Below are 22519 nucleotides of genomic sequence, written 5' to 3'. Positions count from 1 at the left end.
TGTACGCACCCGTGTGTACGCTTGAGCCATGACTGACGCCATGAGCATCCGGGAACTGCGCGCGCACCTCGCCGAGGTGGTCACTCAGGCCGAGGCCGGCGAGATCACCGTGATCACTCGCAAGGGTGAGCGAGTGGGAGCGATCGTGCCGATCGAGATTCTCGACGCCATAGAGGAGGCGGAGGACGAGATCCTTGCCCGTGAGGCGGAGAAGCACCGGAACGAACCCACCGTGAGCATGGCCGAACTCCTGGCGGACCTCTTCTCGGACCCGCCGGGGGCCGTCGGGAGCGCCGCGTGAAGTACGCGTTCCGGTTCACCGCGCACGCCCGGAGGCAGCTGCGCGGCATCGGACAGGTCGATGCCATGCAGATTCTTGCCGCGCTCACCCGGCTCGGCGACGACCCGTATGCCGACGGCCCGGACGTCAAGAAGCTGACGGGCCACGCGGGGCTCTACCGCCTCCGCGTGGGCGCCTACCGCGTGGCGTACGAGATCCATGACGACGTGCTGGTGATCCTCGTCGTGAAGGTGGGCAACCGTCGCGAGATCTATCGCGGCCTCTGACCTCCTTACCGCACCTCGACGAAGGCGTCGGCGCTGCGCTCCGGGCGCAGGCGCGGGGGCTCGGCGGGGCGGCCGACGGCGACGGCGCCCATCGGGTCCCAGCCGGCCGGCAGGTCCAGGGCGCTGCGGACGGTGTCGCGGCAGAACATGGTGGACGACACCCAGGCGGAGCCGTAGCCCTCGCCGGTGAGGGCGACCAGCAGGTTCTGCACGGCGGCGCCGGCGGCGACGGTGAACATCTCCCGTTCGGCGGCGGCGCGCCGGGCGTCGGGGTAGTCGTGCGAGCCCTCCATCACCAGGCAGGGCACCACCAGGTACGGCGCGTCGCGCAGGACGTCGCCGCGCGCGGTGCGGCGGGCGATCCTGGCGTCGTCCCAGCCGTCGAGTTCGCGCAGGTCGCGCTGCCAGGCGGCGAGCATCGCGTCGAGCAGCCGGGTGCGGGTGTCGGGCGACTCCAGCAGCACGAACCGCCAGGGCGTGGTGTGGTGCGGGGCGGGCGCGGTGACGGCGGCCGCGACGGCGCGGCGGACGGCGGCCGGGTCGACGGGTTCGGCGGTGAAGGAGCGGACGGTGCGCCGCAGGGTGACGGCCTGCCGCAGCGCCTCGGAGGTGCCGAGCCGGAACATGTCGTCCGTGGAGGGCCGGACGAGCGGCCGGACGCCGTCGCCGTCCTCGGCGGTGACCAGGTGCCCGAGTCCGCGGACGACCGCCACGGGGACTCCGGTGGCCTTCCCCTTCACCAGGTCGGCGGCGGCGGCGAGCTCGTCGGCCGTCGCGGTGACGGTCATCTCCAGCTCGTTGCCGTGGCTGTCGGTGCGCCCGCGGTGGTCCTCCAGCACGCAGAGCCCGGCGGCGCCGATCGCCACGTCGGTGAGCCCGTTGCGCCAGGGCCGCCCGAAGGTGTCGGTGACGAGGACGGCGAGTCGGCGGCCGGTGAGCTGCTGCAGCCGGGCCCGCAGCGCGCGGGCCGAGGCGTCCGGGTCCTCGGGCAGCAGCAGGACGGTGCCGGGGGCGGTGTTGGAGGCGTCCACCCCGGCGGCGGCCATGACGAAGCCGTTGCGGTTCTCGACGATCCGGATCGGTCCGCGCCGGGCCACCAGCCGGACGGTCTCGGCGTCGATCGCGGCCTCGCGGTCGGCGTCGTGCAGCAGCCGGCCCTCGGCCTTGCTGACGATCTTCGAGGTGACCAGCAGGATGTCGCCGTCGAGGTACGTGCCGGCCTTGGCGATGAGCGCGGCCAGGTCGGCGCCGGCGTCGACCTCCGGGATCCCCTCGATCCCCAGGATCCGCAGCGGCTCGGTCACTTGCGGACCTGCTCCGCCAGCGCCAGCGCCGCCCGCGCCATCTCGGCGGTGGCCTCGACGTCGGTCATCAGCAGCGGGACGGCCCGGCAGGCGATCCCGGCGCCCTCGACCGCGGCCACCGACGCCTCGTCGGCGGTGTCGACCAGCCAGCCGTCGATGAGGGCGGAGCCGTAGTTCAGTGCGACCGCCTCGGCCGTGGCCTCGACGCCGACGGCGGCGAGCACCTTGTCGGCCATGCCCCGCACCGGCGCCCCGCCGATGATCGGCGAGAGCCCGACGACGGGTGCCGCGGCGGCGGCGACGGCCTCCCGGATGCCGGGGACGGCGAGGATGGTGCCGATCGAGACGACCGGGTTGGACGGCGGGAAGAGGATGACGTCGGCCTCGGCGAGCGCCTCCAGCACGCCGGGCGCGGGCTTGGCGGTGTCCGCGCCGACGGGGATGATCGCCTCGGCGTCCACGGCGGCGTGCAGCTTGACCCAGTACTCCTGGAAGTGGACCGCCCGGGTGCCCTGCTCGTCGGTGATCCGCACGTGGGTCTCGACCCGGTCGTCGCTCATCGGCAGCAGCCGCACGCCGGGCTTCCAACGGACGCACAGCGCCTCGGTCACCTGGCTGAGGCTGTACCCGGCGGTGAGCATCTGGCTGCGGACGAGGTGGGTGGCGAAGTCGCGGTCGCCGAGCCCGAACCACTCGGGGCCGACGCCGTACTCCTTCATCTCGGCCTTGATCGACCAGGTCTCGTCGGTCCGGCCCCAGCCCTGTTCCTCGTGGATGCCGCCGCCGAGGGTGTACATCACGGTGTCGAGGTCGGGGCAGACCTTGAGGCCGTAGAGGTGGATGTCGTCGCCGGTGTTGCCGATGACGGTGATCTCGTCCTGCGGTCCGACCGCCGCGAGGAGTCCGCGCAGGAAGCGCGCTCCGCCGATTCCGCCTGCCAGTGCCACGATGCGCATGGGGTCATCCTGCCACGGTCCGACCGTCCGTCAGCCGTGCGCTCGGTGCGTTCCGGCCTGCGCCTGGTGCTCGGCGTGCTGCTCGGGGACGGCGTGGGCGCCGTACTGGTTCATCTCGCTGAGGCCCGGCGTGTAGAGGTGGATCGAGACGGCGGGTTCGAGCGCGCCGTTGACCACCTCGTGCAGGTAGCCGGACGAGAACACCCTCTGCCCGCCGGGCTTCAGGGTGCGGGCGCCCTCCCCGGCGTGCGTGAGGGAGCGTTCGATGAGCTCGCCCCGGACGACGGTCATCACGCCGGAGGAGTCGCCGTGGTCGTGGAAGCCGCTGCTCTGGCCGGGCAGCCAGCTGAGCAGCCAGACCTCGTAGCCGGGGCCGGTCTCCAGCCGGGCGTACCAGCGGGTCAGCGCGTCGTAGCGGACCAGCGGCTCCCAGCGGGCGCGGTCGGCGGCGATCTCGCGGACCAGCCGGGCGTACTCGGCGACGGTGGTGGGGTGGGCCGGCAGGTCGGTGCGGGCCAGGTGCGGGAAGGCGAGCGGGTCGCCGGCGATGGAGACGTCGCTCAGGCCGTCGTGCCAACGGCCGGTACGGGCGGTGGGGGCGGTACGCGCGAGGCCCAGGCGGGCGAGCTTGTTGCGGTCGCGGTTCCGCTTGCGGATGCGGATCATGCGCACGGGAGTCGTCCTCGGAGGAGTCGGCTGGTTCGTCGGGATCAGCCGGATCCGGGATGTCCTGGGGCGGGATTCGCGGGCGGCCTCTGTGCTTCCTGGGGGCGGCGCGCGGTGGGACGCGGGCGCCTAGATACAGCAGGAACAGAGGCGACAACAAGAGTTCACGGCACGGCGAAGCGTGGAACCGCTCCGGGGGCTGGCGAACTCTGACATAGGAGCAAGGACACCGCATCCACGCGGGCGGTGTCAAACCGAATCGTGCGGCATTCGAGTGGGTTCGGCCCGGATCTTTCCCTGATGGGGTGATTCATCACTCTCTATGTTTCGATGGGAAGATCGCCGGGAAGGCAGGCCGATGACCGGCCTGTGGCGGTGACGGAGCGTCACCTGGCGAATGGTTGCGGACGGTTCGGCGCTGTTCAGGGCCTTGAAGCAGAAGGTCCGTTGTGTCCGGATATGTACACTATTCGTAACGGCTTGGTGCCGGGGAGTGAATCCTGGCCCCAATACCAGAGCTCGGCTTGACTGGGCCAGAGTGACGCAACTGTAATTTCACTCGTGTCGTCAGCCGCACGAGGCAACGGCAACCACGGGGACGCCAAGTAGGGGCAGAGGAGGCGCGCCACATGAGCGAGCTCTTTGAGCTGTTGATCGGGGACGGCATCGCGGAGGACGAGGAGGAACTCGGTTGGCAGGAGCGCGCGTTGTGCGCCCAGACCGACCCCGAGTCCTTCTTCCCCGAGAAGGGCGGCTCGACCCGCGAGGCCAAGAAGGTCTGCCTCGCCTGCGAGGTCCGCTCGGAGTGCCTGGAGTACGCCCTCGCCAATGACGAGCGCTTCGGCATCTGGGGCGGCCTGTCCGAGCGCGAGCGCCGTCGGCTCAAGAAGAGCGCGGTCTGAGGGGGCGGGCCCCCGCCGCCGCTGATCCTTCGACAGCGGCGGACGACCGCACGGCTGTACGGGCGCCTCACCGTGGTGGTGGGGCGCTTTCGTGTTCCCGGCCCCCTTCCCGCAGGCTCCGTCCCGGTCCCCGTCGCCCCTCCTCCACGGTCTCCCCGGCGGTCGCCTTCACCGTCCCCGCACCGGCACCCCGCACGAACCGTCCACCGGGAGCCGTTAGTGTGGTGCGCCATCCGGTTGCCGTTCACCGGCTGTGTCCACCGAGAACTGGGGCCCGCGCACTCGATGACCGTCTACAGCCACCAGAGCGGCCTCACCGCTTCCAGGCCGCCCGCCTATCCGCGCCACCTGGTCACCGCGGTGATCGTCTCGCACGACGGCGCCCGCTGGCTCCCGCAGGCACTGGCCGGCCTGCTCGGGCAGGACCGCCAGGTCCAGCGCGTCCTCGCGGTCGACACCGGCTCCACCGACGACTCCCCGCGGCTGCTCGCCGACACCCTCGCCGACTGGCTCCCCGAGAGCGGCCCGATCGTCCTCGGCCGCCGGGCCGGTTTCGGCACCGCCGTCGCCGAGGCCGTCTTCAACAGCCCGCCGCTGCGCCCCGAGGACCTGCCCTACCGGCTCGACCCCTCCGGCTACGACCCGGTCACCGGCGGCTGGGACGACTTCGGCGACCCGCTCGCCCAGGAGGACGACCTCGGCCGCGGCGGCCCGCGCGAGACCCAGCCGATCGAGTGGCTCTGGCTGCTGCACGACGACTGCGAGCCGCAGACCGACGCGCTGCGCCGCCTGCTCCAGGTCGCCGACTCCACCCCCAGCGCCGCCGTCGTCGGCCCCAAGCTGCGCAGCTGGTACGACCGCCGCCAGCTGCTCGAAGTCGGCGTGACGATCGCCCGCTCCGGGCGGCGCTGGACCGGCCTCGACCGTCGCGAGCAGGACCAGGGCCAGCACGACCAGGTCCGTCCGGTGCTCGCCGTCTCCAGCGCCGGCATGCTGGTGCGCCGGGACGTCTTCGAGGAGCTCGGCGGCTTCGACAAGGCCCTCCCGCTGATGCGGGACGACACCGACTTCTGCTGGCGGGTCAACGCCGCCGGCCACCGCGTCGTGATCGCCCCCGACGCCGTGCTGCGGCACGCCGAGGCCGCCGGCCGCGAGCGCCGCGCCATCGACTGCGCCTCCTCCCACCCGCACCGGGTGGACAAGGCCGGCGCCGTCTACACCCTGCTCGCCAACTGCCGGGGCGCACTGTTCCCCTACGTCCTGCTGCGGCTGGTGCTCGGCACCCTGCTGCGGGCCGTCACCAACCTGCTCGGCAAGGACCCGCGCCAGGCGGTCGACGAACTGGCCGGCCTCGGCCACGAACTCGTCCGCTTCCCAAGGCTGTTGGCCGCGCGCAAACGCCGCTCCCGGACCAGGGCGGCGGACGCCCTGGACGACCGCACACTCTTCCCCGCGCCGGGCGCCACCACCCGGCTGGCCGTCGAGGGGGTCATCAGCTCCCTCGGGATAGGCGGCAGCGACGACACCGGCAGCCGGCACGGCTCGGTCGAGGCCGGCGGCGACGACGACTCCGAGGACCTGGTCGTCGAGCAGTTCGCGCTGGTCAAGAAGCTCGCCCGGCGCCCGGCGCCGGTGCTGTTCGCGGCCCTGCTGGTGTTCGCCCTGGTCGCCTGCCGCGGCCTGCTCGGCAGCGGAGAGCTGTTCGGCGGCGCCCTGCTGCCCGCCTCCGACGGCGCGGGCGGCCTCTGGTCGATGTACGCGGACGCCTGGCACCCGGTCGGCACCGGCTCCACCGCCGCCGCTCCGCCGTACCTCGGCGTGCTCGCGGTGTTCTCCTGGCTGCTGTTCGGCCACGCCGACCTCGCGCTCACCGTGCTCGTCGTGCTCACCGTCCCGCTGTCCGCGGTCAGCGCCTACCTGGTGTCCCGCCCGCTGCTGGACTCCAAGCTGGTCCGCGCCTGGGCCAGCGCCACCTACGCGCTGCTGCCCGCCGCGACCGGCGCACTCGCCCAGGGCCGGATCGGCACCGCCGTCCTCGCCGTACTGCTGCCGCCGCTGGCCCGCGCCGCCGCGATCGCGGCCGGCCTCGGAATCCGGGACGAGAGCGCCGCCAAGGGCGCCCGCCCGGGCTGGCGGCCGGTCTGGATGGCCGTCCTGCTGCTCACCCTGGCCACCGCCTTCGTCCCGCTGACCTGGGCGCTCGCCGTCCCGCTCTGCCTGGCGATGCTCGTCGCCGCGGTGCTGCGCGGCGGGGCCTTCGGCTCCGGCGGTACGGCGCTGCGGCTGCTCGGCCTGCGCGTCCTGGTGATCCTCGCCGTCCCGGTCGGCGTGCTGGCCCCGTGGTCGCTCAAGGTGCTGTCGCACCCGCAGTCGCTGCTGCTGGAGGCCGGGCTGCCCGGCCTGCACGGCACCGGCGCGAGCGCGGCCGGCCTGCTGCTGGTCAACCCGGGCGGCGCCGGCGTGCCCCCGATCTGGCTGTCGGCGGGTGTCGTCCTCGCCGCGCTCGCCGCGCTGCTGCGCGCCGACCGCCGCCGCGCGGTGCTCGCCGCCTGGGGCGCGGCCGGCGCCGGCCTGGTCTTCGCGGTCGTGGTGGCGGGCACCTCCGTCACCCCGGCCTCCGGCGGCCCGGCGGTGCCCGCCTGGGCCGGCCCGGCAACCCTGGTCGCCGGGATCGCCCTGCTGGCCGCGGCCGCGATCGGCGCCGACGGCGCCAACGCCCGCGTCGCCGGGATCGCCTTCGGCTGGCGCCAGCCGGTGGCCGCCCTGGTGGTGGCCGCGGCCGTGCTGGCCCCGCTGGGCACCGGCCTGTGGTGGGCGCTGACCGGCGCCGGCAAGCCGCTGAACCGCGCCGCGGTCGGCCAGGTGCCCGCCTTCATCGCGGAGGAGGCCGGCACCACCGACCGGTCCCGCACGCTCGTCGTCACCGGCGAGAAGGGCGGCGGCGCCGTCCGCTACACCGTGCTGCGCGGCGCCGGCCTGACGCTCGGCCAGGCCGAGTCCACCGTCGACCCGGCGACCGGCACCCAGGACGGCCTGAACCGGATGGTCGGCAGCCTGCTGGCCGGCTCCGGCGCCGACCAGGCCGGCGCCCTGGCCGGCTACGGCATCGCCTACGTGCTGGTCGAGCAGCCGGTGATCGACGCCTTCAAGGACGTCCTGGACGCCACGCCCGGCCTGGTCAAGGCCAACCAGGACAACGGGACCGCGCTCTGGCAGGTCAACGGCGCCCCCGCGGTCCGCGCCGTGATCACCGCCCCGGGCGCCACCCCGGTGGTCGTCCCCGCCGGGACCCGCGACCTCGCGGCCACCGTCCCGGCCGGCCCGGACGGCCGGGTGCTGCGCCTCGCCGAGTCCGCCGCACCCGAGTGGAAGGCCACCCTGGACGGCACCGCGCTGGAGTCCACCACGGTCGACGGCTGGGCACAGGGCTTCAGGCTCCCGGCCGGCGGCGGCAAGCTCACCGTCACCCGGGAGGGCAGCCTCGCCCACACCGGCTGGATCTGGGCCCAGGTGCTGCTCGGTCTGACCATCCTGGTGCTGGCCCTGCCCGGGCGCCGCAACCACAACGACGACGACCTGCCCGAGGAGGTGGTGGCCGCCGCCGCGCTGGCCGCCGCCGCCCAGGCGCAGGCCCCCGCCCCCGGCAGCCGCCGGGCCCGCCGGATGGCCGAGCGGGGCGAGGGCGGCGAACCCGGCGCCGACGACACCGGGGTGTACGAGGGCCGGCCGGGGGCGATCCCGGCGCAGCCGGCCGCCGAACCGGTGACCGAGGCGGTCCAGGCGGCCGCCGCCGTCCAGGAGGCCGAGCCGTACACCGACCCGTACCAGACGTACCAGCAGGCCGACCCGTACAGCTACGACCAGTACGCGGCCCAGCCGCCGGTGGCCGCGCCGTACGGCGGCCAGGGCTACGAGACCCAGGGGTACGACGGCCAGGGCTACGACGGCCACGGGCAGCAGGCCTACCCCCAGCAGGGCTACGAGCAGCCGTACGGGTCGGAGCAGCAGTACGGCTACGACGCGTACGGGCAGCCGGACCACCGGCAGCCCTGGCAGCCGGGGCAGCCGCCGGCCGAGCAGCCCTACTACGACCCGAACGACCCCAACGGCACCGGCCGGTACCCGCACCAGCCCGGATCGGGGAGCTGACCCGCGATGAAGAAGCCCGCATTCAGGAAGAAGTCCGGCGCCGACGAGGCCCCCGAGCCCGTCGGGACGGCCGTCGCGCCGGAGCCGGCCGCGTCCGCCCCGGCCGCCGGGCCCGGCCGGTTCGCCGGGAAGGCCGGCGGGACGAGGACCACCCCGTCCCTGCTCGCCGCGGCCGTGGTGCTCGCGGCGGTGTTCGGCATCGCCCAGGTGCGCCCGCCGGCCGCTCCCCCGGCCGAGGCGGCCGGGGGAGCGGCCGCGACCACCGCGCAGGTCGAGCGGACGGGGGCGGTCTGTCCGCAGCCGCTGCAGGGCCTGACCGGCTCGACCACGCTCACCGCCTACACCCCGCCCGGGACGGGCTCCGCCACCGGCGGCGCCGGCTGGCTCTCCGACGCGGCCGCGCCCGCGGTGGCCGCCCAGCCCTCCGGCACCCCCTCCGCTGCGGCCACCCCGACGGCGACGGCGACCGCAACCCCGGCCCCGGCCGGCTCGGGCGCCCCGACCGCCCAGGCCAAGGACAAGAACGCCGCGCCCGCCGACGCCCGGCTGACGCTGGCCAAGCCCGGCACCCCGGCCACCGGACCGGCGGGCAACGGGGACACCGCACCCGGCACCGGGGCGGTCGCCACCGGCGCCCTCGCCCCGGGCTTCACCGTCACCCAGACCACCGTCGTCACCGAGCCGCGCGGCCTCGGCCTGTCCGGACTCACCTGCACCCCGGCGGGCACGAGCTTCTGGTTCGCCGGGGCCAGCACCGCCGCCGACCGGGTCGACTACCTCAGCCTGGTCAACACCGAATCCTCCGCCGCGGTGGTCGACATCAAGCTGTACGGCGACAAGGGCCTGATCGACAACGACGCCGCCAACGGCCTGACCGTCGCCCCCGGCAGCTCCCAGTCCGTCCTGCTGTCGACCCTCAGCAAGGGCGCCGTCACCGACCTCGCGGTGCACGTGGTGGTCCGCTCCGGCCGGGTCGGCGCGGCGCTGCACGCCGCCGACGGCGGCAAGGGAGCCGACTGGATCCCGGCCTCGGCGGCCCCGGCCGCCACCCAGGCGATGGCCGGCCTGCCCGCCGACACCTCCGCCGCCCGACTGGTGGTCTGGGCGCCGCCGGAGGACGACGCCGACCTGAAGATCCAGCTCTCCGGCAAGAACGGCTGGTTCTCCCCGGCCGGCAACGAGTCGATCCACGTCAAGGCGGGCATGGTGGCCGCCGTCGACCTCGGCAAGGTCACCCGGGACGAGGTCGCCGGGCTGCGGCTGTCGCCCAGCGACCCCAAGCACCCGACCCCGATCGTGGCCGGGCTGCGGATCGACCGGGCGGCCGCCAACGGCAAGACCGATGCGGCCTGGCTCACCGGCAGCGACCCGGTCGGCGCCCGCGGCAGCGTCGCCGACAACCGGGCCGGCGGCTCCACGCTCTACCTGACCTCCACCGGCGACGCGGCCACCGTCCGGGTCACCGCCTCGGCGGGCAGCGGCGGCGGCACCCCGGCCACCAAGGAGGTCCAGCTCCCGGCCGGCGGCACGGTCGCCCTCCCGGCGCCCGAGCCCGCCGGGCTGAACGGCGTCTTCGCGCTCAGCGTGGAGACCGTCTCTGGCGGCCCGGTGGTCGCGGCCCGGATGCTGTCCATCCCCACCAAGGACGTGCCGATGTTCACCGTCCAGGCGCTGCGCGACGACCGCAGCACCGTCAAGGTCCCGCAGGCCGCCCAGGACCCGGGCGTCGTCCTGAACTGAGCGAGGACGACCGGCGCGGCCGGGACGGCGAGGACGACGGGGCGGCACCGGTGCGGTGCCGCCCCCGCGTCAGTCCTCGTCGTAGCGCGGGTCGATGGCGTCCGGCGAGAGCCCCAGCAGCTCGGCGACCTGCTCGATCAGGATCTCGTGCACCAGCGCCGCGCGGTCCTCCCGGGTCTTCGCCCGGATCTCCACCGGCCGCCGGTAGACCACGATCTGGCTCTTGCGCCCCTGCTTGCCCGGCGACACCCGCCCCAGCGGCACGCCGTCCTCGGCGTCGGCGCCGTCCGGCTCGTGCAGCGGCACCTCCTGGACGGCGAACTCCACCTCGATCAGTTGCGGCCACCGCCGCTCCAGCCGCTCGACCGACTCGCGCACGTAGTCGTCGAACAGTTCGGAACGGGTGAGCGAGATCGGCACCTGCGGCGGCGCCAGCGGGCCGCGCATCCCCCTGCCGTGCCGGTCGCGGTGCCGGGGGCGGCGCGCTGGGCCTGTCGATGACTGCGGTGCGGAGCTGTCCATATCACTGCCGAGAGTAGTCCTTGGACGGTCGGAAGTGGACCACTCCGGCGGGGAATCGCCCGGGGCGGCCGATACGCGTCCCCGGCGCCCGGAGGGCGACACGGCACACCCTCCGGGCAGGCGGTCTTCGCTCCCCGGCGGGGAGTGCGGTACCGTCCACCCTCGTGAGCTCTGTACGTCGTTGTTCGCGGACCGCGTGCGGCCGGCCGGCCGTCGCGACGCTGACGTACGTCTACGCGGACTCGACCGCCGTCCTCGGCCCGCTCGCCACCTACGCCGAGCCGCACTGCTACGACCTGTGCGCCGAGCACGCCGAGCGCCTCACCGCCCCGCGCGGCTGGGAGGTCGTCCGGCTCGCCGCCGAGGCCGGGCCGCTGCGCCGCAGCAGCGACGACCTGGAGGCCCTCGCCAACGCCGTGCGCGAGGCCGCCCGCCCGCAGACCCCCCGTCAGGGCCGCGCGCCCGAGGGCGAGTCCACCGAGGGAAGCCGCCGCGGCCACCTCCGGGTGCTGCGCTCGCCCGACAACTGACGCCTGTCCCGGCACGGGGCGTTCGTCCGGCCCGGGTACGCTGCCGGTCTACCGCCACCGCGCCCGTCGACCGGACGGGCGGTGGCCGTACCGTGACCGACCAGTACAGAGACCAGGGTGGAGCCGCAGTGCGCGACCTCAAGCAGCTCGTGAAGGCGTACGACGTCCGAGGCGTCGTCCCGGACCAGTGGGACGAGAGCCTGTCCCGGGCCTTCGGTGCCGCGTTCGTGCAGGTCACCGGCGCGTCCGCGATCGTCGTCGGCCACGACATGCGCCCCTCCTCCCCGTCGCTCAGCCTGGCGTTCGCCGAGGGCGCCGCGGCCTACGGCGCCGACGTGGTGCAGATCGGGCTCTGCTCGACCGACCAGCTGTACTACGCCAGCGGCAAGCTCGACCTGCCCGGCGCGATGTTCACGGCCAGCCACAACCCGGCCCAGTACAACGGCATCAAGCTGTGCCGGGCTGGCGCCGCCCCGGTCGGCCAGGACACCGGCCTGTCCGAGATCCGCGAGCTGGTCGAGTCCTGGACCGCCGAGGACGACACCGTCACGATCCCGGCCAAGGACGTGAAGCCCGGAGCGCTCTCCGAGCAGGAGACCCTGCGCGGCTACGCCGACCACCTGCTGGGCCTGGTCGACCTCACCGAGATCCGCCCGCTGAAGGTCGCGGTGGACGCCGGCAACGGCATGGGCGGCCACACCGTGCCGACCGTCTTCGACGGCCTGCCGATCGAGCTCGTCCCGATGTACTTCGAGCTGGACGGCACCTTCCCGAACCACGAGGCCAACCCGCTCGACCCGAAGAACCTGGTCGACCTGCAGGCCAAGGTGCGCGAGGTCGGCGCCGACGTGGGCCTGGCCTTCGACGGCGACGCCGACCGCTGCTTCGTCGTCGACGAGCGCGGCGAGCCGGTCTCCCCGTCCGCGATCACCGCCCTGGTCGCCGCCCGCGAGATCGCCCGCGCCCGCGCCGCCGGCGAGGACGAGCCCACGATCATCCACAACCTGATCACCTCCTGGACCGTCCCCGAGGTGGTCCGCGAGCTGGGCGCCAAGCCGGTGCGCACCCGGGTCGGCCACTCCTTCATCAAGCAGGAGATGGCCGTCACCGACGCCGTCTTCGGCGGCGAGCACTCGGCCCACTACTACTTCCGCGACTTCTGGCGCGCCGACACCGGCATGCTGGCCGCGCTGCACGTGCTGGCCGCGCTCGGCGGGCAGCCGGGCACGCTGTCCGCGCTCACCGCCGAGTACGACCGCTACGCCGCCTCCGGCGAGATCAACAGCACCGTCGCCGACCAGGCCGCCAGCACCGCCGCCGTCCGCGCCGCGTACGCCGGCCTGGAGGGCACCGAGGTGGACGAGCTGGACGGCCTGACCGTGGCCGGGCCGGACTGGTGGTTCAACCTGCGCGCCTCCAACACCGAGCCGCTGCTGCGCCTGAACGTCGAGGCCAAGGACCCGGCGAAGATGGCCGAGCTGCGCGACGGCGTGCTCGCCGTCGTCCGCGGCTGAGCGGACGCACCTGAGCGGACGCGCCTGACCTCGGCGCCCGGTGCCCCGGCCGGTAGGGTTTCCTATCGGCCGGGGCACCTCCGCGCCACCACCGAACTTTGGAGAGCCCCCATGAAGCTCGAATCCTTCCTGCTGGAGATCCTGGTCTGCCCGCAGTGCCGGGCCGCGCTCACCGAGGGCGGCACCGAGGAGCAGCCCGAGCTGGTCTGCACCGGTGCGGACTGCGGCCTCGCGTACCCGGTCCGCGACGGCATTCCGGTCCTCCTGGTGGACGAGGCCCGCCGCCCGGCCTGATCCTTGGGGCGAAGCCCCACCCCGCCAGCCGCTCAGGACCGCAGCCGGAGGCCCGCCGCATGCTCGACGACACCCTGCTCGACGACCCGGCCGCCCTCCAGCGCGCCGACCAGGACCGCGCCCTGCTGGCCCTGGCCGGTGCCGGCGCCCGGGTCCGGACCGCGCTGCGCCAGGCCGACGCGGCCGGCCTCGACCGGCTGCGCCCGGACGGCCGCCCGCGGGCCGTCATGGTCGCCGGGCACGGCAGCGCGCTGACCGCGGCCGGGATGCTGGCCGCGCTGGCCGGCACGGCCAGCCTGGTGGTCGCACTGCCGCCGACCGAGGCGGCCGCCCCGCGCAGCGACCGGGCCGGCGCCCCGCCCGCCTTCACCACCGGGCTCGGCTGGCAGCTGCCCGGCTGGGCCGGCCCGCTCGACCTGCTGGCGATCAGCTCCGCCGACGGCGGCGAGCAGGGCCTGGTCGCCCTCGCCGAACAGGCCTACGCGCGCGGCTGCTCGATCGTCGTCACCGCCCCGGCGGGCAGCCCGCTGGCCGAGGCCGCACTGCAGGTGCGCGCACTGCCGCTGCCGTACGTGACCTCGGTGCTGCCCGAGGACGGCCCGCCCCCCGCGGCCGCCGAGCCGGACCTCCCGGCCGAGGACCCGGCCGCGCTGTGGTCCCACCTCACCCCGCTGCTGGCGCTCGCCCAGAAGATCGGCCTCACCCAGCTGCCGTACGACGCGCTGCCGGGCGTGGCCGACCTGCTGGACGCCACCGCCGTGCGCTGCCGCCCGGACGCCGCCGCGTACACCAACCCGGCGAAGGGCCTGGCGGCGCGGCTGGCCGGGACGGTCCCGCTGCTGTGGGCGGAGGACCCGATCGCCGGGGCCGCCGCCGCCCGCTTCGCCGCCCAGCTGGCCGACCGGGCCGGGCGGCCGGCGCTGGCCGGGGAGCTGCCGCAGGTGCTCACCGCCCACCGCGGCATGTTCACCGGGCAGTTGGGCGCGGGCGCGGACCCGGACGACTTCTTCCGCGACCGGGTCGAGGAGCCGGACCCGCTGCACCTGCAGGTCCTGCTGCTGCGGCACACCCCGGGCGCGGCCGGGACGCAGGGCGAGCAGGACGGCCCGGTCGAGGTGTCGGAGGAGGACGCCGGCCCGCGCAGCTTCGGGGTGACCCGGGCGCACCGGCTGGCCGCCGCGCACGACGTCCGGCTGACCGAGTACGCCAGCACCCGGCCGGACGCGCTGCTCGGGCTGGCCGACCTGGTCGCGCTGACCGATTTCGCCGCCGTCTACCTGGGCCTGGCTGCCGCGCAGTCCTGAGACGGTCGACCGGGCCGGGCCGTGCGGCCGGTACGGTAAGCGGTCGAGGACGCTGACCCGAACCCGTGAAGGACATTCAGGCATGAGTACCGAAGGCGGCACCAAGGCACTGGTGGCGGCGCTGTCCGCGAATCTGGCGATCGCGGCGGCCAAGTTCACCGCCTTCGGCTTCACCGGTTCCTCGTCGATGCTGGCCGAGGGCGTGCACTCGGTGGCCGACTCCGGCAACCAGGTGCTGCTGCTGGTCGGCAGCAAGCGGGCGCGCCGGGAGGCGGACGAGGAGCACCCCTTCGGGTACGGCCGCGAGCGCTACGTGTACGCCTTCCTGGTGGCGATCGTGCTGTTCAGCGTCGGTGGTCTCTTCGCGATCTACGAGGGCTGGCACAAGGTCAACCACCCCGAGGCGCTCGACTCCTGGGTCTGGGCGGTCGGCGTGCTGATCTTCGCGATCGCGATGGAGGGCTGGTCCTTCCTCACCGCGATGCGCGAGTCGGCGAAGCTCAAGGGCCGGCAGAGCTGGACCCAGTTCATCCGCACCGCCAAGGCGCCGGAGCTGCCGGTCGTGCTGCTGGAGGACACCGGCGCGCTGATCGGCCTGGTGCTCGCGCTGTTCGGCGTCTCGCTCACGGTGATCACCGGTGACGGCGTCTGGGACGGCATCGGCACCCTGTGCATCGGCGTCCTGCTGGTGGTGATCGCCGTGGTGCTCGCCCTGGAGACCAAGTCGCTGCTGCTCGGCGAGTCCGCCGACAAGGACTCGGTGCGACGGATCCGCGAGGCGCTGGTGGACGGCCGGTCCGTCACCGGGGTGATCCACATGCGGACCATGCACCTCGGCCCGGAGGAGCTGCTGATCGCCGCCAAGATCGCCGTCAACGCCGAGGACAGCGCCGCCCGGGTGGCGGAGGCGATCGACGCGGCGGAGGAGCGGGTCCGGGCCGCCGTCCCGATCGCGCGGGCGATCTACCTGGAGCCCGACGTCTACAGCGCCGAGAAGGCCGCGGCGGGCGAGGACCCGGCCGCCACGCCCGGCGGGCCGGGCCCGGAGGCCTCGCACTGACGGGCCACCGACGGGCCGGGCCGGGGCTTCGGCCCCGGGCCGACCGGAGGCCTCGCCGAGGCCCTGGGGCCGGGCTTGAGACCCGGTCGGATCGGGGGCCGAAATCGGTCATCGGCAGACGGCTCGTGGGGCCGGCGGTGTAGATTCGTCACCAGAGCCAGAACGTCGCTGCTGATGGCGGTCGATCGGCAACCCGCACCCGTAGGGTGTGCGCCGGTCGAGGGAGAGAGGTCCTCCGACGGTTTGTGCTGCGCAGGGAGCCGGTCCGCCGCCGCGGGGATCCGGTGGCCCCGGCGTGGCCGTGCACCCGTACGGCCCGCCATGCGCGATGCACATCCGGACCTTCGGCCCCACCCCATCAGCGAGGAGCAGACGCATGTCGACCGACATCACCGGTGACTTCAAGGTCGCCGACCTTTCCCTGGCGCCGTTCGGCCGCAAGGAGATCCAGCTGGCCGAGCACGAGATGCCCGGTCTGATGGCGATCCGCGCGGAGTACGCCGAGTCGAAGCCGCTGGCCGGCGCGCGCATCACCGGCTCGCTGCACATGACGATCCAGACCGCCGTGCTGATCGAGACCCTGACGGCGCTCGGTGCCGAGGTCCGCTGGTGCTCCTGCAACATCTTCTCCACCCAGGACCACGCGGCCGCCGCCATCGCCGTCGGCCCGGAGGGCACCCCGGAGAACCCGCAGGGCATCCCGGTCTTCGCCTGGAAGGGCGAGACCCTGGACGAGTACTGGTGGTGCACCGAGCAGGCGCTGACCTGGCCCGACGGCAAGACCCCGAACATGATCCTGGACGACGGCGGCGACGCCACCCTGCTGATCCACAAGGGCGTCGAGTTCGAGAAGGCCGGTGCCGCGCCGGACCCGTCCACCGCGGACAACGACGAGTTCCGGATCATCCTGGAGCTGCTCAACCGCACCCTCAAGGACACCCCGAACAAGTGGACCGAGGTCGCCGCCACCATCAAGGGCGTGACCGAGGAGACCACCACCGGTGTCCACCGCCTGTACGAGATGCACCGTGACGGCCAGCTGCTGTTCCCGGCGATCAACGTCAACGACGCCGTCACCAAGTCGAAGTTCGACAACAAGTACGGCTGCCGCCACTCGCTGATCGACGGCATCAACCGCGCCACCGACGTGCTGATCGGCGGCAAGGTCGCCGTCGTCGCCGGCTACGGCGACGTGGGCAAGGGCTGCGCCGAGTCGCTGCGTGGCCAGGGCGCCCGCGTGATCATCACCGAGATCGACCCGATCTGCGCGCTGCAGGCGGCGATGGACGGCTACCAGGTCACCACCCTGGAGGACGTCGTCTCGATCGCGGACATCTTCATCACCACCACGGGCAACAAGGACATCATCCTTGCCTCGCACATGGAGAAGATGAAGCACCAGGCGATCGTCGGCAACATCGGCCACTTCGACAACGAGATCGACATCGCCGGCCTGGCGAAGCTGCCCGGCATCGTGAAGACCGAGGTCAAGCCGCAGGTCCACGAGTGGCGCTTCGCCGACGGCCACACCATCATCATGCTGTCCGAGGGCCGCCTGCTGAACCTGGGCAACGCGACCGGCCACCCGTCCTTCGTGATGTCCAACTCCTTCGCCAACCAGACGATCGCCCAGATCGAGCTGTTCACGAAGACCGAGCAGTACCCGATCGGCGTCTACGTGCTGCCGAAGCACCTGGACGAGAAGGTCGCCCGCCTGCACCTCGACGCGCTGGGCGTGAAGCTGACCACCCTGACCCAGGACCAGGCCGACTACATCGGCGTTCCGGTCGAGGGCCCGTACAAGCCGGAGCAGTACCGCTACTGATGCGGTGTCGCTGACGCTCTGACGCGCTGATGCTCTGACGCCGGTGGCCGGCACCCCCGCCCGGGGGTGCCGGCCACCGGCGTTCCGGCTCGTTCAGCGGACGATCACGTCGGAGGTCCAGGTGCCCGGGTCCGGGCCGAGGGCCGTGGTGTGGGCGAGCAGCCAGGGCAGGCCGCCGAGCTGCTCCAGGGTGGCGGGCATGCCGGCTCCGGCGCCGATGGAGACCTCCACCCCGTTCTGCACGGTGACCAGCGGCGGGTTGGGGTCCGTGTAGGGGGAGCCGTCCGTGCTGGTGAAGGTGGGGTGCGGCCCGTCGGGGCGCATGTTGACCGAGACGTTCTTGCCGTCGAGCTGGAACATCAGCCACAGGCTCCAGGCGCCCGTACCGTCGGTGTCGGGCTGCGAGAGCATGACGTCGGTGGCCTTGAACGCCTCCGGCAGGCCGGTGAACCGCACCGGGAGCGGGACGTTCCAATGGCCGAAGCTGACGCCCTCGGCGGCCTTGTGGAGGATCTCCTCGGTGACGTCCCCGGTCTTGCCGCCGTAGCCCGTGATCTCCGCCCAGCGCCCCGAGGCGGTCTGCCAGCGCAACGTGTGCTGGAAGTCCCGGGGCGAGTCCGAGGCCGCCCAGTAGGCCGGCCGCCCGCCGATCGGCTCGGCCTCCACCTGGTGGAGCTTCGTGCTGCCGGGGCCAGTCATCGGCGGTTCCTCGCCGGCCCCGTACTGCGAGACCAGGATGCGCGGGGCGTCCTGCCCCTCACCGCGGGCCTGGGCGTAGACGCCGTGGTAGCCCGTCTCGTAGCCGATGCTCCGTTCGCCGTGGGCCCAGGCGGGCAGCCAGCCGAAGTGGACCTCGGTGGTCAGCGGGTCGACGCCGACCGGGGTCGGGGCGGCGGTGGCGGACGGCGACGGCGAGGTGGTCGCCGTGGGGCTGGCCGGCGGCGCGGGAGTGGCGGAGCCGCCCCCCGGGGCCAGCAGCGCGGTCGTCGTGATCACCGCAGCGGTGACGACGGCGACGGCGCCGACCAGGGCGCGCCTGCGGCGGCGCAGCCGGGTGGTGCCCTCGGCGATGGACCGGCCGGCGTCCAGGCGAGGCGGTGGCGCGGGCTCGTCGGCGAGAGCCGCCAGCCGGCTGGTCAGGTCGTCGTGATCCTTGCTGGTCATGGCGTCCTCTCGGCGACGGTGGGACGGGGCGTGAGGTTGCCGCGCAGCGTGTCCAGGGCGCGGGAGCTCTGGCTCTTGACGTTCCCGGAGGAGCAGCCCAGGGCCTCGGCGGCCTGCTCGATCGACAGGTCGCAGTAGTAGCGGAGCACCACCGTGGCCCGCTGGCGGGGCGGGAGCGCGGCGAGCGCCCGGCGCAGGTCGAGGGAGGCGTCCAGGTCGATGCCGGCGGCCACCGCGTCCGGGTCGGCCTCCGAGCGGACGGTGCGGCGCCACCACGGGGAGCGCTGCTCGGCCAGGAACGTGTTCACCAGGACCCGGCGGGCGTAGCCGTCCCGGTTCTCCATCCGTGCGGCCCGCGCCCAGTTCACGTACAGCTTGGTGATCGTCTCCTGGACCAGGTCGTCGGCCCGGTGCCAGTCCCCGCACAGCAGATAGGCGACCTTCCGCAGCCAGCCGCTCCTGGAGGCCACGTACTCCGTGAACTCCGCGTCGCGCGTCTGCTTCGCCATCTGCACCCCCTCTCGTAGTGGCGGCGGCACCGGTCCGGTGCCGTCCACCCCCCTAATGCGCGGGGCACCGCGGAACGTTGCACGTGAGTCGGACCCGGAACGCGCACGTAGTCTTTCGGGCATGCCCAATGGCCGGTACTCGCTCCACGACACCCACGACCACGTCCTGCTCGGCGAGGAGCGTTTCAGCTGCGCTCCCGGGGCGGCCGGGTGGCGGTACGTGTCCAAGACCTACGCGCCGGACGGCCGGGTGATCGGCGGCGTCGACCTCACGCTGGACTCGCGGGCCCGGCCGCTGCGGATGGAGCTGCGGGCCGGGGGCTGGCAGGTGCGCGGCGGCGCGGTGGACGGGGTGGCCTGGGTACGGACCGACGCGGCGGACCCGGGCGGCGAGCACGCGGCGGAGGGGCACGACCGGGCGCACGCCTTCACCGGCCGCTCGCCCGGCTTCCTGGTCGCCACCGCCCGGCTGCTGCGGCTGCGGGAGGGGGCGAGCACGCGGGTGCGACTGGTGGCGTTCACCGAACCGGTCCTGGCGCCGCGCACGCTCGACCAGGGGTGGTTGTTGGAGGGCGTCGACACCCACGAGACGGACTCGGGGCCGCTGCTCGTCGAGCGGTACCAGGTCGCGGACCTGGAGACGGGGGAGCAGCAGGTCGTCCACCTGGCGGGGGACGTGGTGCTGGCGGCGGGCGGGATCGAGCTGGAGGAGCTGGAGTCGCCGCCGAACGCCTGGCGGGTGGGGGAGGACGAGGAGTAACGGGTTGCGGGACCGCCGGTGGCTCGGGCCCGGTCTGGGGTTCGAGCCGATCCGTGGTTCAGGCCCGGTCTGTGGCTGGGGCCGGCCCGTGGTTCAGGAAGGCGGGGCGAAGCCGGTGCCGGCGGCGGGCTTGTCGAAGGACGGGGCGGTCGGTGCGACCGGGGCGGGGGCGGCCGGAACGGGCGCCGGTGCCGTGGGTACCGCTGCCGTGTGTACCGGTGTCGGCGGTACCGGGGAGGTCGGTGCGGGGGCGGTCGGAACGCCGAGGACCCGGAGCGGACGTCCGTCGGCGGTGCCGGGCACCGGTCCGGAGGCCGGGCGGGGCACCGGGACCTGCGGGGGCACCGGCCCGGCCGCCCACAGCTGCTGCTGGGCGCGCGTCCACTCCCGCCGCTGGCGCTCGGTGAGCACCGCGCCGAGGTACGCCGCCGGGTGCAGCCCCGGGGGAACGGGGTGGCCGATCCGGGCGGACAGGTCCTCGGCCAGCCGGGCGGTCATCCGGTTCATCACCGCAGGGTCCAACTGGCCGATCCGGCCGAGCAGTTGTCGCACGGCGAGCCAGAGCGGCTCCGGAACGGCCGAGAAGTCCATCGCGACCAGCTCGGGGCCCATCGTCTGGAGCAGGTGCGGGTGCACCGGCGGCAGCGGGGTGGCGGAGCCGCCCGCGCCCGGGGTGCGTTCCCGGACGACCACCGTCCCGGCGAAGATGTCGCCGAGCCGCCTGCCCTCCGAGTTCACCGCCGAGGTGATCACGGCCGGGGAGCCGGACAGCGCGATCAGCTCGAAGAACCCGACCAGCCCGCGCACCAGCGAGTGCCGGAACCGCACCGGGCCACCGTCGGTGCGCACCACCCGCAGGCCGAGCGCGGCCTTGCCCAGCGAGCGCCCGTGGCTGAAGGTCTCGACCATCACCGGGACGGCGACCAGGAAGAACACCATCATGCCGATCACGGTGGCTGCCAGGGCGGCGCCGTCGAGCCCGACCAGCGCGACGCTCAGCAGCAGCGTGACCACCAGCAGGGCGGCGAACTCCACGAGCAGGTCGAGCACGATCGCCAGTGCCCGACTCGGCAGCTTCGCCGTTTGCAGGCCGAGGACGACCGCCTCACCCGTCACCAGGTCGCTCAAGACACCCGTCCGTTCACGCTCTTGGAGCCCCTGCGGCTCGCCCTTAGGGGACCCGGGACCGCCGGGGGCGGCAGCGCTGTGGAGGGAATCGGCCCGGACCGGCCCCCCACGCCCCGCTCTCCGCAGTCTGATCCGCAGTCGCCAACATACGGGGCCCGGCGGGCGCGCGGGAAGTGAGATCCCCGGGGGCGGTCGCCCGGGGCGCTGCTGGCATGCTGGGCCGCACGTGTCCGTCCGTACCCGCCCGCGCACGCACGTCCGCGCCCACCGCCGATCATGGAGCCGCCGAATGGACCTGGACGTCTTCGTCGCCACCCACCAGGGGGAGTGGGCACGGCTGGACGCCCTCGCCCGCCGGCGCCGGCTCAGCGGCGAGGAGGCGGACGAACTGGTCACCCTCTACCAGCGCACCACCGGCCACCTCGCCAAGGTCCAGGCCGCTGCGCCCGACCCGGCCGTGCTGAGCCGCCTGACCGGCCTGGTCTCGCGCGCCCGCAGCGCGGTGACCGGCTCCCGCACCAACGGCTGGCAGGACGTCGCCCGCTACTACACGGTGAGCTTCCCGGCCGCCCTCTACCGCGCGCGCCGCTGGTGGGTGCCGGTCGCGGTCCTCTCGCTGCTCGGCACCGTACTGCTCGCCTGGTGGATGGCCACCCACCCGGAGGTCCGCAACAGCCTCGTCGCCCCCGACCGCCTGCGGGAGCTGACCCGCCCCGGCGGACAGTACGAGGCCTACTACTCGGACCGGCCGGCCAGCTCCTTCGCCGCGCAGGTCTGGACGAACAACGCCTGGATCGCCGTGCAGTGCCTGCTCTACGGGATCGCGCTGGGCATTCCGGTGGTCTACGTGATGTGGACCAACGTGGTGAACCTCGGCATCGGCGTCGGGCTGATGGCCTCCGCCGGGCGCCTCGACGTATTCCTCGGTCTGCTCATCCCGCACGGCCTGCTGGAACTGACCGCGGTGTTCGTGGCCGGCGGCCTGGGCCTGCGCCTGGGCTGGACCGTCATCGACCCCGGTCCGCGCACGCGAGCCGTGGCCCTCGCCGAACAGGGCCGCTCGATCATCGGGATGTCGATGGGGCTGGCCACCGTGTTGGCGGTCTCCGGTGTCCTCGAAGCCTTCGTGACCCCGTCCGGCCTGCCCACCTGGGCACGAATCGCCATCGGTGTCCTGGCGGAGGTGGGCTTCCTCCTCTATGCGCTGGTGCTGGGGCGAAAGGCCGCCGAGGACGGCGAGTTCGGCGATGTGGACGCGGCCGACCGGGCCGACCTGCAGCCCGTCGCGGCCTGAGCCGCGTGATCAACACCCCTCTGAGCTGCTACTCTTCCCTCATCCCGGCCAAACCATTGACGTGGTGAGGGTGGGCTAGTAGGTTTGAACGGTTGGGACTGGCTGGACAACGGTCGGGCCCGGGCGTTAGTGTCTACGACACCGCCGAATCGAGGCGAGCGCGTTTCACGAAATGCGCGCCCTCCGACGAAGCAAATCCCACGGACTGAGCACACCGAATGCTTTGATAAGCTTCGGAGCGAAGTTTGCAGGAAATCCCGCCAGCGGGAATCGGATGAATGAAACTCCGGAAAACGGAGCGGAAAACGTCTGGTAAGCTGGAAACACGAAA

General features: G+C 73.8%; 20 protein-coding genes. 13 read left to right on the top strand and 7 right to left on the bottom strand.

The window, feature by feature from the left end; all coding sequences use genetic code 11:
* The first annotated feature begins 28 nt into the window (after positions 1-28).
* Both ACIGG8_RS38395 and ACIGG8_RS38390 read left to right on the top strand, forming a co-directional pair.
* Entirely contained in the window at positions 29-301 is a 273-nt protein-coding gene (locus tag ACIGG8_RS38395; RefSeq protein ID WP_396553230.1) for a type II toxin-antitoxin system Phd/YefM family antitoxin, read from the top strand.
* Positions 298-567, top strand: coding sequence for a type II toxin-antitoxin system RelE/ParE family toxin (locus ACIGG8_RS38390; RefSeq protein WP_350520075.1), 270 nt, complete (start codon positions 298-300; stop codon positions 565-567). The genes ACIGG8_RS38395 and ACIGG8_RS38390 overlap by 4 nt, the downstream gene beginning before the upstream one ends.
* A 5-nt stretch (positions 568-572) precedes the next feature.
* On the opposite strand, the gene ACIGG8_RS38385 is transcribed toward ACIGG8_RS38390, so the two are convergent.
* Genes ACIGG8_RS38385 through ACIGG8_RS38375 form a run of 3 tightly spaced genes read right to left on the bottom strand, consistent with a single transcriptional unit; the run spans position 573 to position 3499 of the window.
* Positions 573-1871: a coenzyme F420-0:L-glutamate ligase gene (locus ACIGG8_RS38385; RefSeq protein ID WP_396553229.1), complete on the bottom strand. Its 1299-nt coding sequence runs from the start codon at positions 1869-1871 to the stop codon at positions 573-575.
* Entirely contained in the window at positions 1868-2827 is a 960-nt protein-coding gene (gene cofD, locus ACIGG8_RS38380; RefSeq protein WP_396553228.1) for a 2-phospho-L-lactate transferase, read from the bottom strand. Before cofD ends, ACIGG8_RS38385 begins: the two co-directional genes overlap by 4 nt.
* A 30-nt stretch (positions 2828-2857) precedes the next feature.
* Positions 2858-3499 (bottom strand): cysteine dioxygenase, encoded by a 642-nt coding sequence (locus ACIGG8_RS38375; protein ID WP_396553227.1) that lies wholly within the window; start codon positions 3497-3499, stop codon positions 2858-2860.
* Between the two features lie 623 nt (positions 3500-4122).
* Here ACIGG8_RS38375 and ACIGG8_RS38370 point away from each other — a divergent pair.
* From ACIGG8_RS38370 to ACIGG8_RS38360, 3 genes are all read left to right on the top strand, one after another.
* Entirely contained in the window at positions 4123-4395 is a 273-nt protein-coding gene (locus ACIGG8_RS38370) for a WhiB family transcriptional regulator (RefSeq protein ID WP_030062195.1), read from the top strand.
* Between the two features lie 285 nt (positions 4396-4680).
* Positions 4681-8544: a glycosyltransferase gene (locus ACIGG8_RS38365; protein WP_396553226.1), complete on the top strand. Its 3864-nt coding sequence runs from the start codon at positions 4681-4683 to the stop codon at positions 8542-8544.
* Positions 8545-8550: 6 nt separating this feature from the next.
* Positions 8551-10284 (top strand): DUF5719 family protein, encoded by a 1734-nt coding sequence (locus tag ACIGG8_RS38360; RefSeq protein WP_396553225.1) that lies wholly within the window; start codon positions 8551-8553, stop codon positions 10282-10284.
* A 69-nt stretch (positions 10285-10353) separates the two neighbouring features.
* Here ACIGG8_RS38360 and ACIGG8_RS38355 read toward each other — a convergent pair whose 3' ends face one another.
* Positions 10354-10806 (bottom strand): metallopeptidase family protein, encoded by a 453-nt coding sequence (locus ACIGG8_RS38355; RefSeq protein WP_350520081.1) that lies wholly within the window; start codon positions 10804-10806, stop codon positions 10354-10356.
* A gap of 164 nt (positions 10807-10970) precedes the next feature.
* On the opposite strand from ACIGG8_RS38355, the gene ACIGG8_RS38350 reads away from it, so the two are divergent.
* The 6 genes from ACIGG8_RS38350 to ahcY all read left to right on the top strand — a co-directional run bounded on the left by ACIGG8_RS38350 (position 10971) and on the right by ahcY (position 17333).
* Complete coding sequence (locus ACIGG8_RS38350) at positions 10971-11336, top strand: DUF3499 domain-containing protein (RefSeq protein WP_350520082.1); 366 nt, start codon at positions 10971-10973, stop codon at positions 11334-11336.
* Positions 11337-11464: 128 nt separating this feature from the next.
* Positions 11465-12850: a phosphomannomutase/phosphoglucomutase gene (locus ACIGG8_RS38345; RefSeq protein ID WP_396553224.1), complete on the top strand. Its 1386-nt coding sequence runs from the start codon at positions 11465-11467 to the stop codon at positions 12848-12850.
* A 111-nt stretch (positions 12851-12961) separates the two neighbouring features.
* The gene (locus ACIGG8_RS38340) at positions 12962-13144 is read left to right on the top strand and encodes a Trm112 family protein (protein ID WP_280686052.1); all 183 of its coding nucleotides are present in this window, start codon (positions 12962-12964) and stop codon (positions 13142-13144) included.
* Positions 13145-13203: 59 nt separating this feature from the next.
* The gene (locus ACIGG8_RS38335) at positions 13204-14448 is read left to right on the top strand and encodes an SIS domain-containing protein (protein WP_396553223.1); all 1245 of its coding nucleotides are present in this window, start codon (positions 13204-13206) and stop codon (positions 14446-14448) included.
* A gap of 82 nt (positions 14449-14530) precedes the next feature.
* The gene (locus ACIGG8_RS38330) at positions 14531-15508 is read left to right on the top strand and encodes a cation diffusion facilitator family transporter (protein WP_396553222.1); all 978 of its coding nucleotides are present in this window, start codon (positions 14531-14533) and stop codon (positions 15506-15508) included.
* Positions 15509-15884: 376 nt separating this feature from the next.
* Positions 15885-17333, top strand: a complete 1449-nt coding sequence (gene ahcY, locus ACIGG8_RS38325) for an adenosylhomocysteinase (protein WP_396553221.1) — start codon at positions 15885-15887, stop codon at positions 17331-17333.
* A gap of 93 nt (positions 17334-17426) precedes the next feature.
* Here ahcY and ACIGG8_RS38320 read toward each other — a convergent pair whose 3' ends face one another.
* Positions 17427-18497, bottom strand: a complete 1071-nt coding sequence (locus ACIGG8_RS38320) for a hypothetical protein (protein ID WP_396553220.1) — start codon at positions 18495-18497, stop codon at positions 17427-17429.
* Positions 18494-19006 carry a SigE family RNA polymerase sigma factor gene (locus tag ACIGG8_RS38315; protein WP_396553219.1) on the bottom strand — a complete coding sequence of 171 codons (513 nt, stop codon included), beginning with the start codon at positions 19004-19006 and terminating at the stop codon, positions 18494-18496. The genes ACIGG8_RS38320 and ACIGG8_RS38315 overlap by 4 nt, the downstream gene beginning before the upstream one ends.
* Before the next feature lie 121 nt (positions 19007-19127).
* Between ACIGG8_RS38315 and ACIGG8_RS38310 the strand changes: the two genes are divergently transcribed.
* Positions 19128-19766: a hypothetical protein gene (locus ACIGG8_RS38310; RefSeq protein WP_396553218.1), complete on the top strand. Its 639-nt coding sequence runs from the start codon at positions 19128-19130 to the stop codon at positions 19764-19766.
* Positions 19767-19859: 93 nt separating this feature from the next.
* Here the strand turns inward: ACIGG8_RS38310 and ACIGG8_RS38305 are convergent, their stop codons facing one another.
* Positions 19860-20894, bottom strand: a complete 1035-nt coding sequence (locus tag ACIGG8_RS38305; RefSeq protein ID WP_396553217.1) for an RDD family protein — start codon at positions 20892-20894, stop codon at positions 19860-19862.
* A 289-nt stretch (positions 20895-21183) separates the two neighbouring features.
* Between ACIGG8_RS38305 and ACIGG8_RS38300 the strand changes: the two genes are divergently transcribed.
* Complete coding sequence (locus ACIGG8_RS38300) at positions 21184-22188, top strand: stage II sporulation protein M (RefSeq protein ID WP_350520091.1); 1005 nt, start codon at positions 21184-21186, stop codon at positions 22186-22188.
* Positions 22189-22519: the final 331 nt, after the last annotated feature.

It is taken from the genome of Kitasatospora sp. NPDC085464 (assembly GCF_044541955.1).
In the GTDB taxonomy this organism is placed as follows: Bacteria; Actinomycetota; Actinomycetes; order Streptomycetales; family Streptomycetaceae; genus Kitasatospora.
Note: the sequence above shows the minus strand (reverse complement) of the source record. Positions and strands in the feature narration are given on the sequence as shown.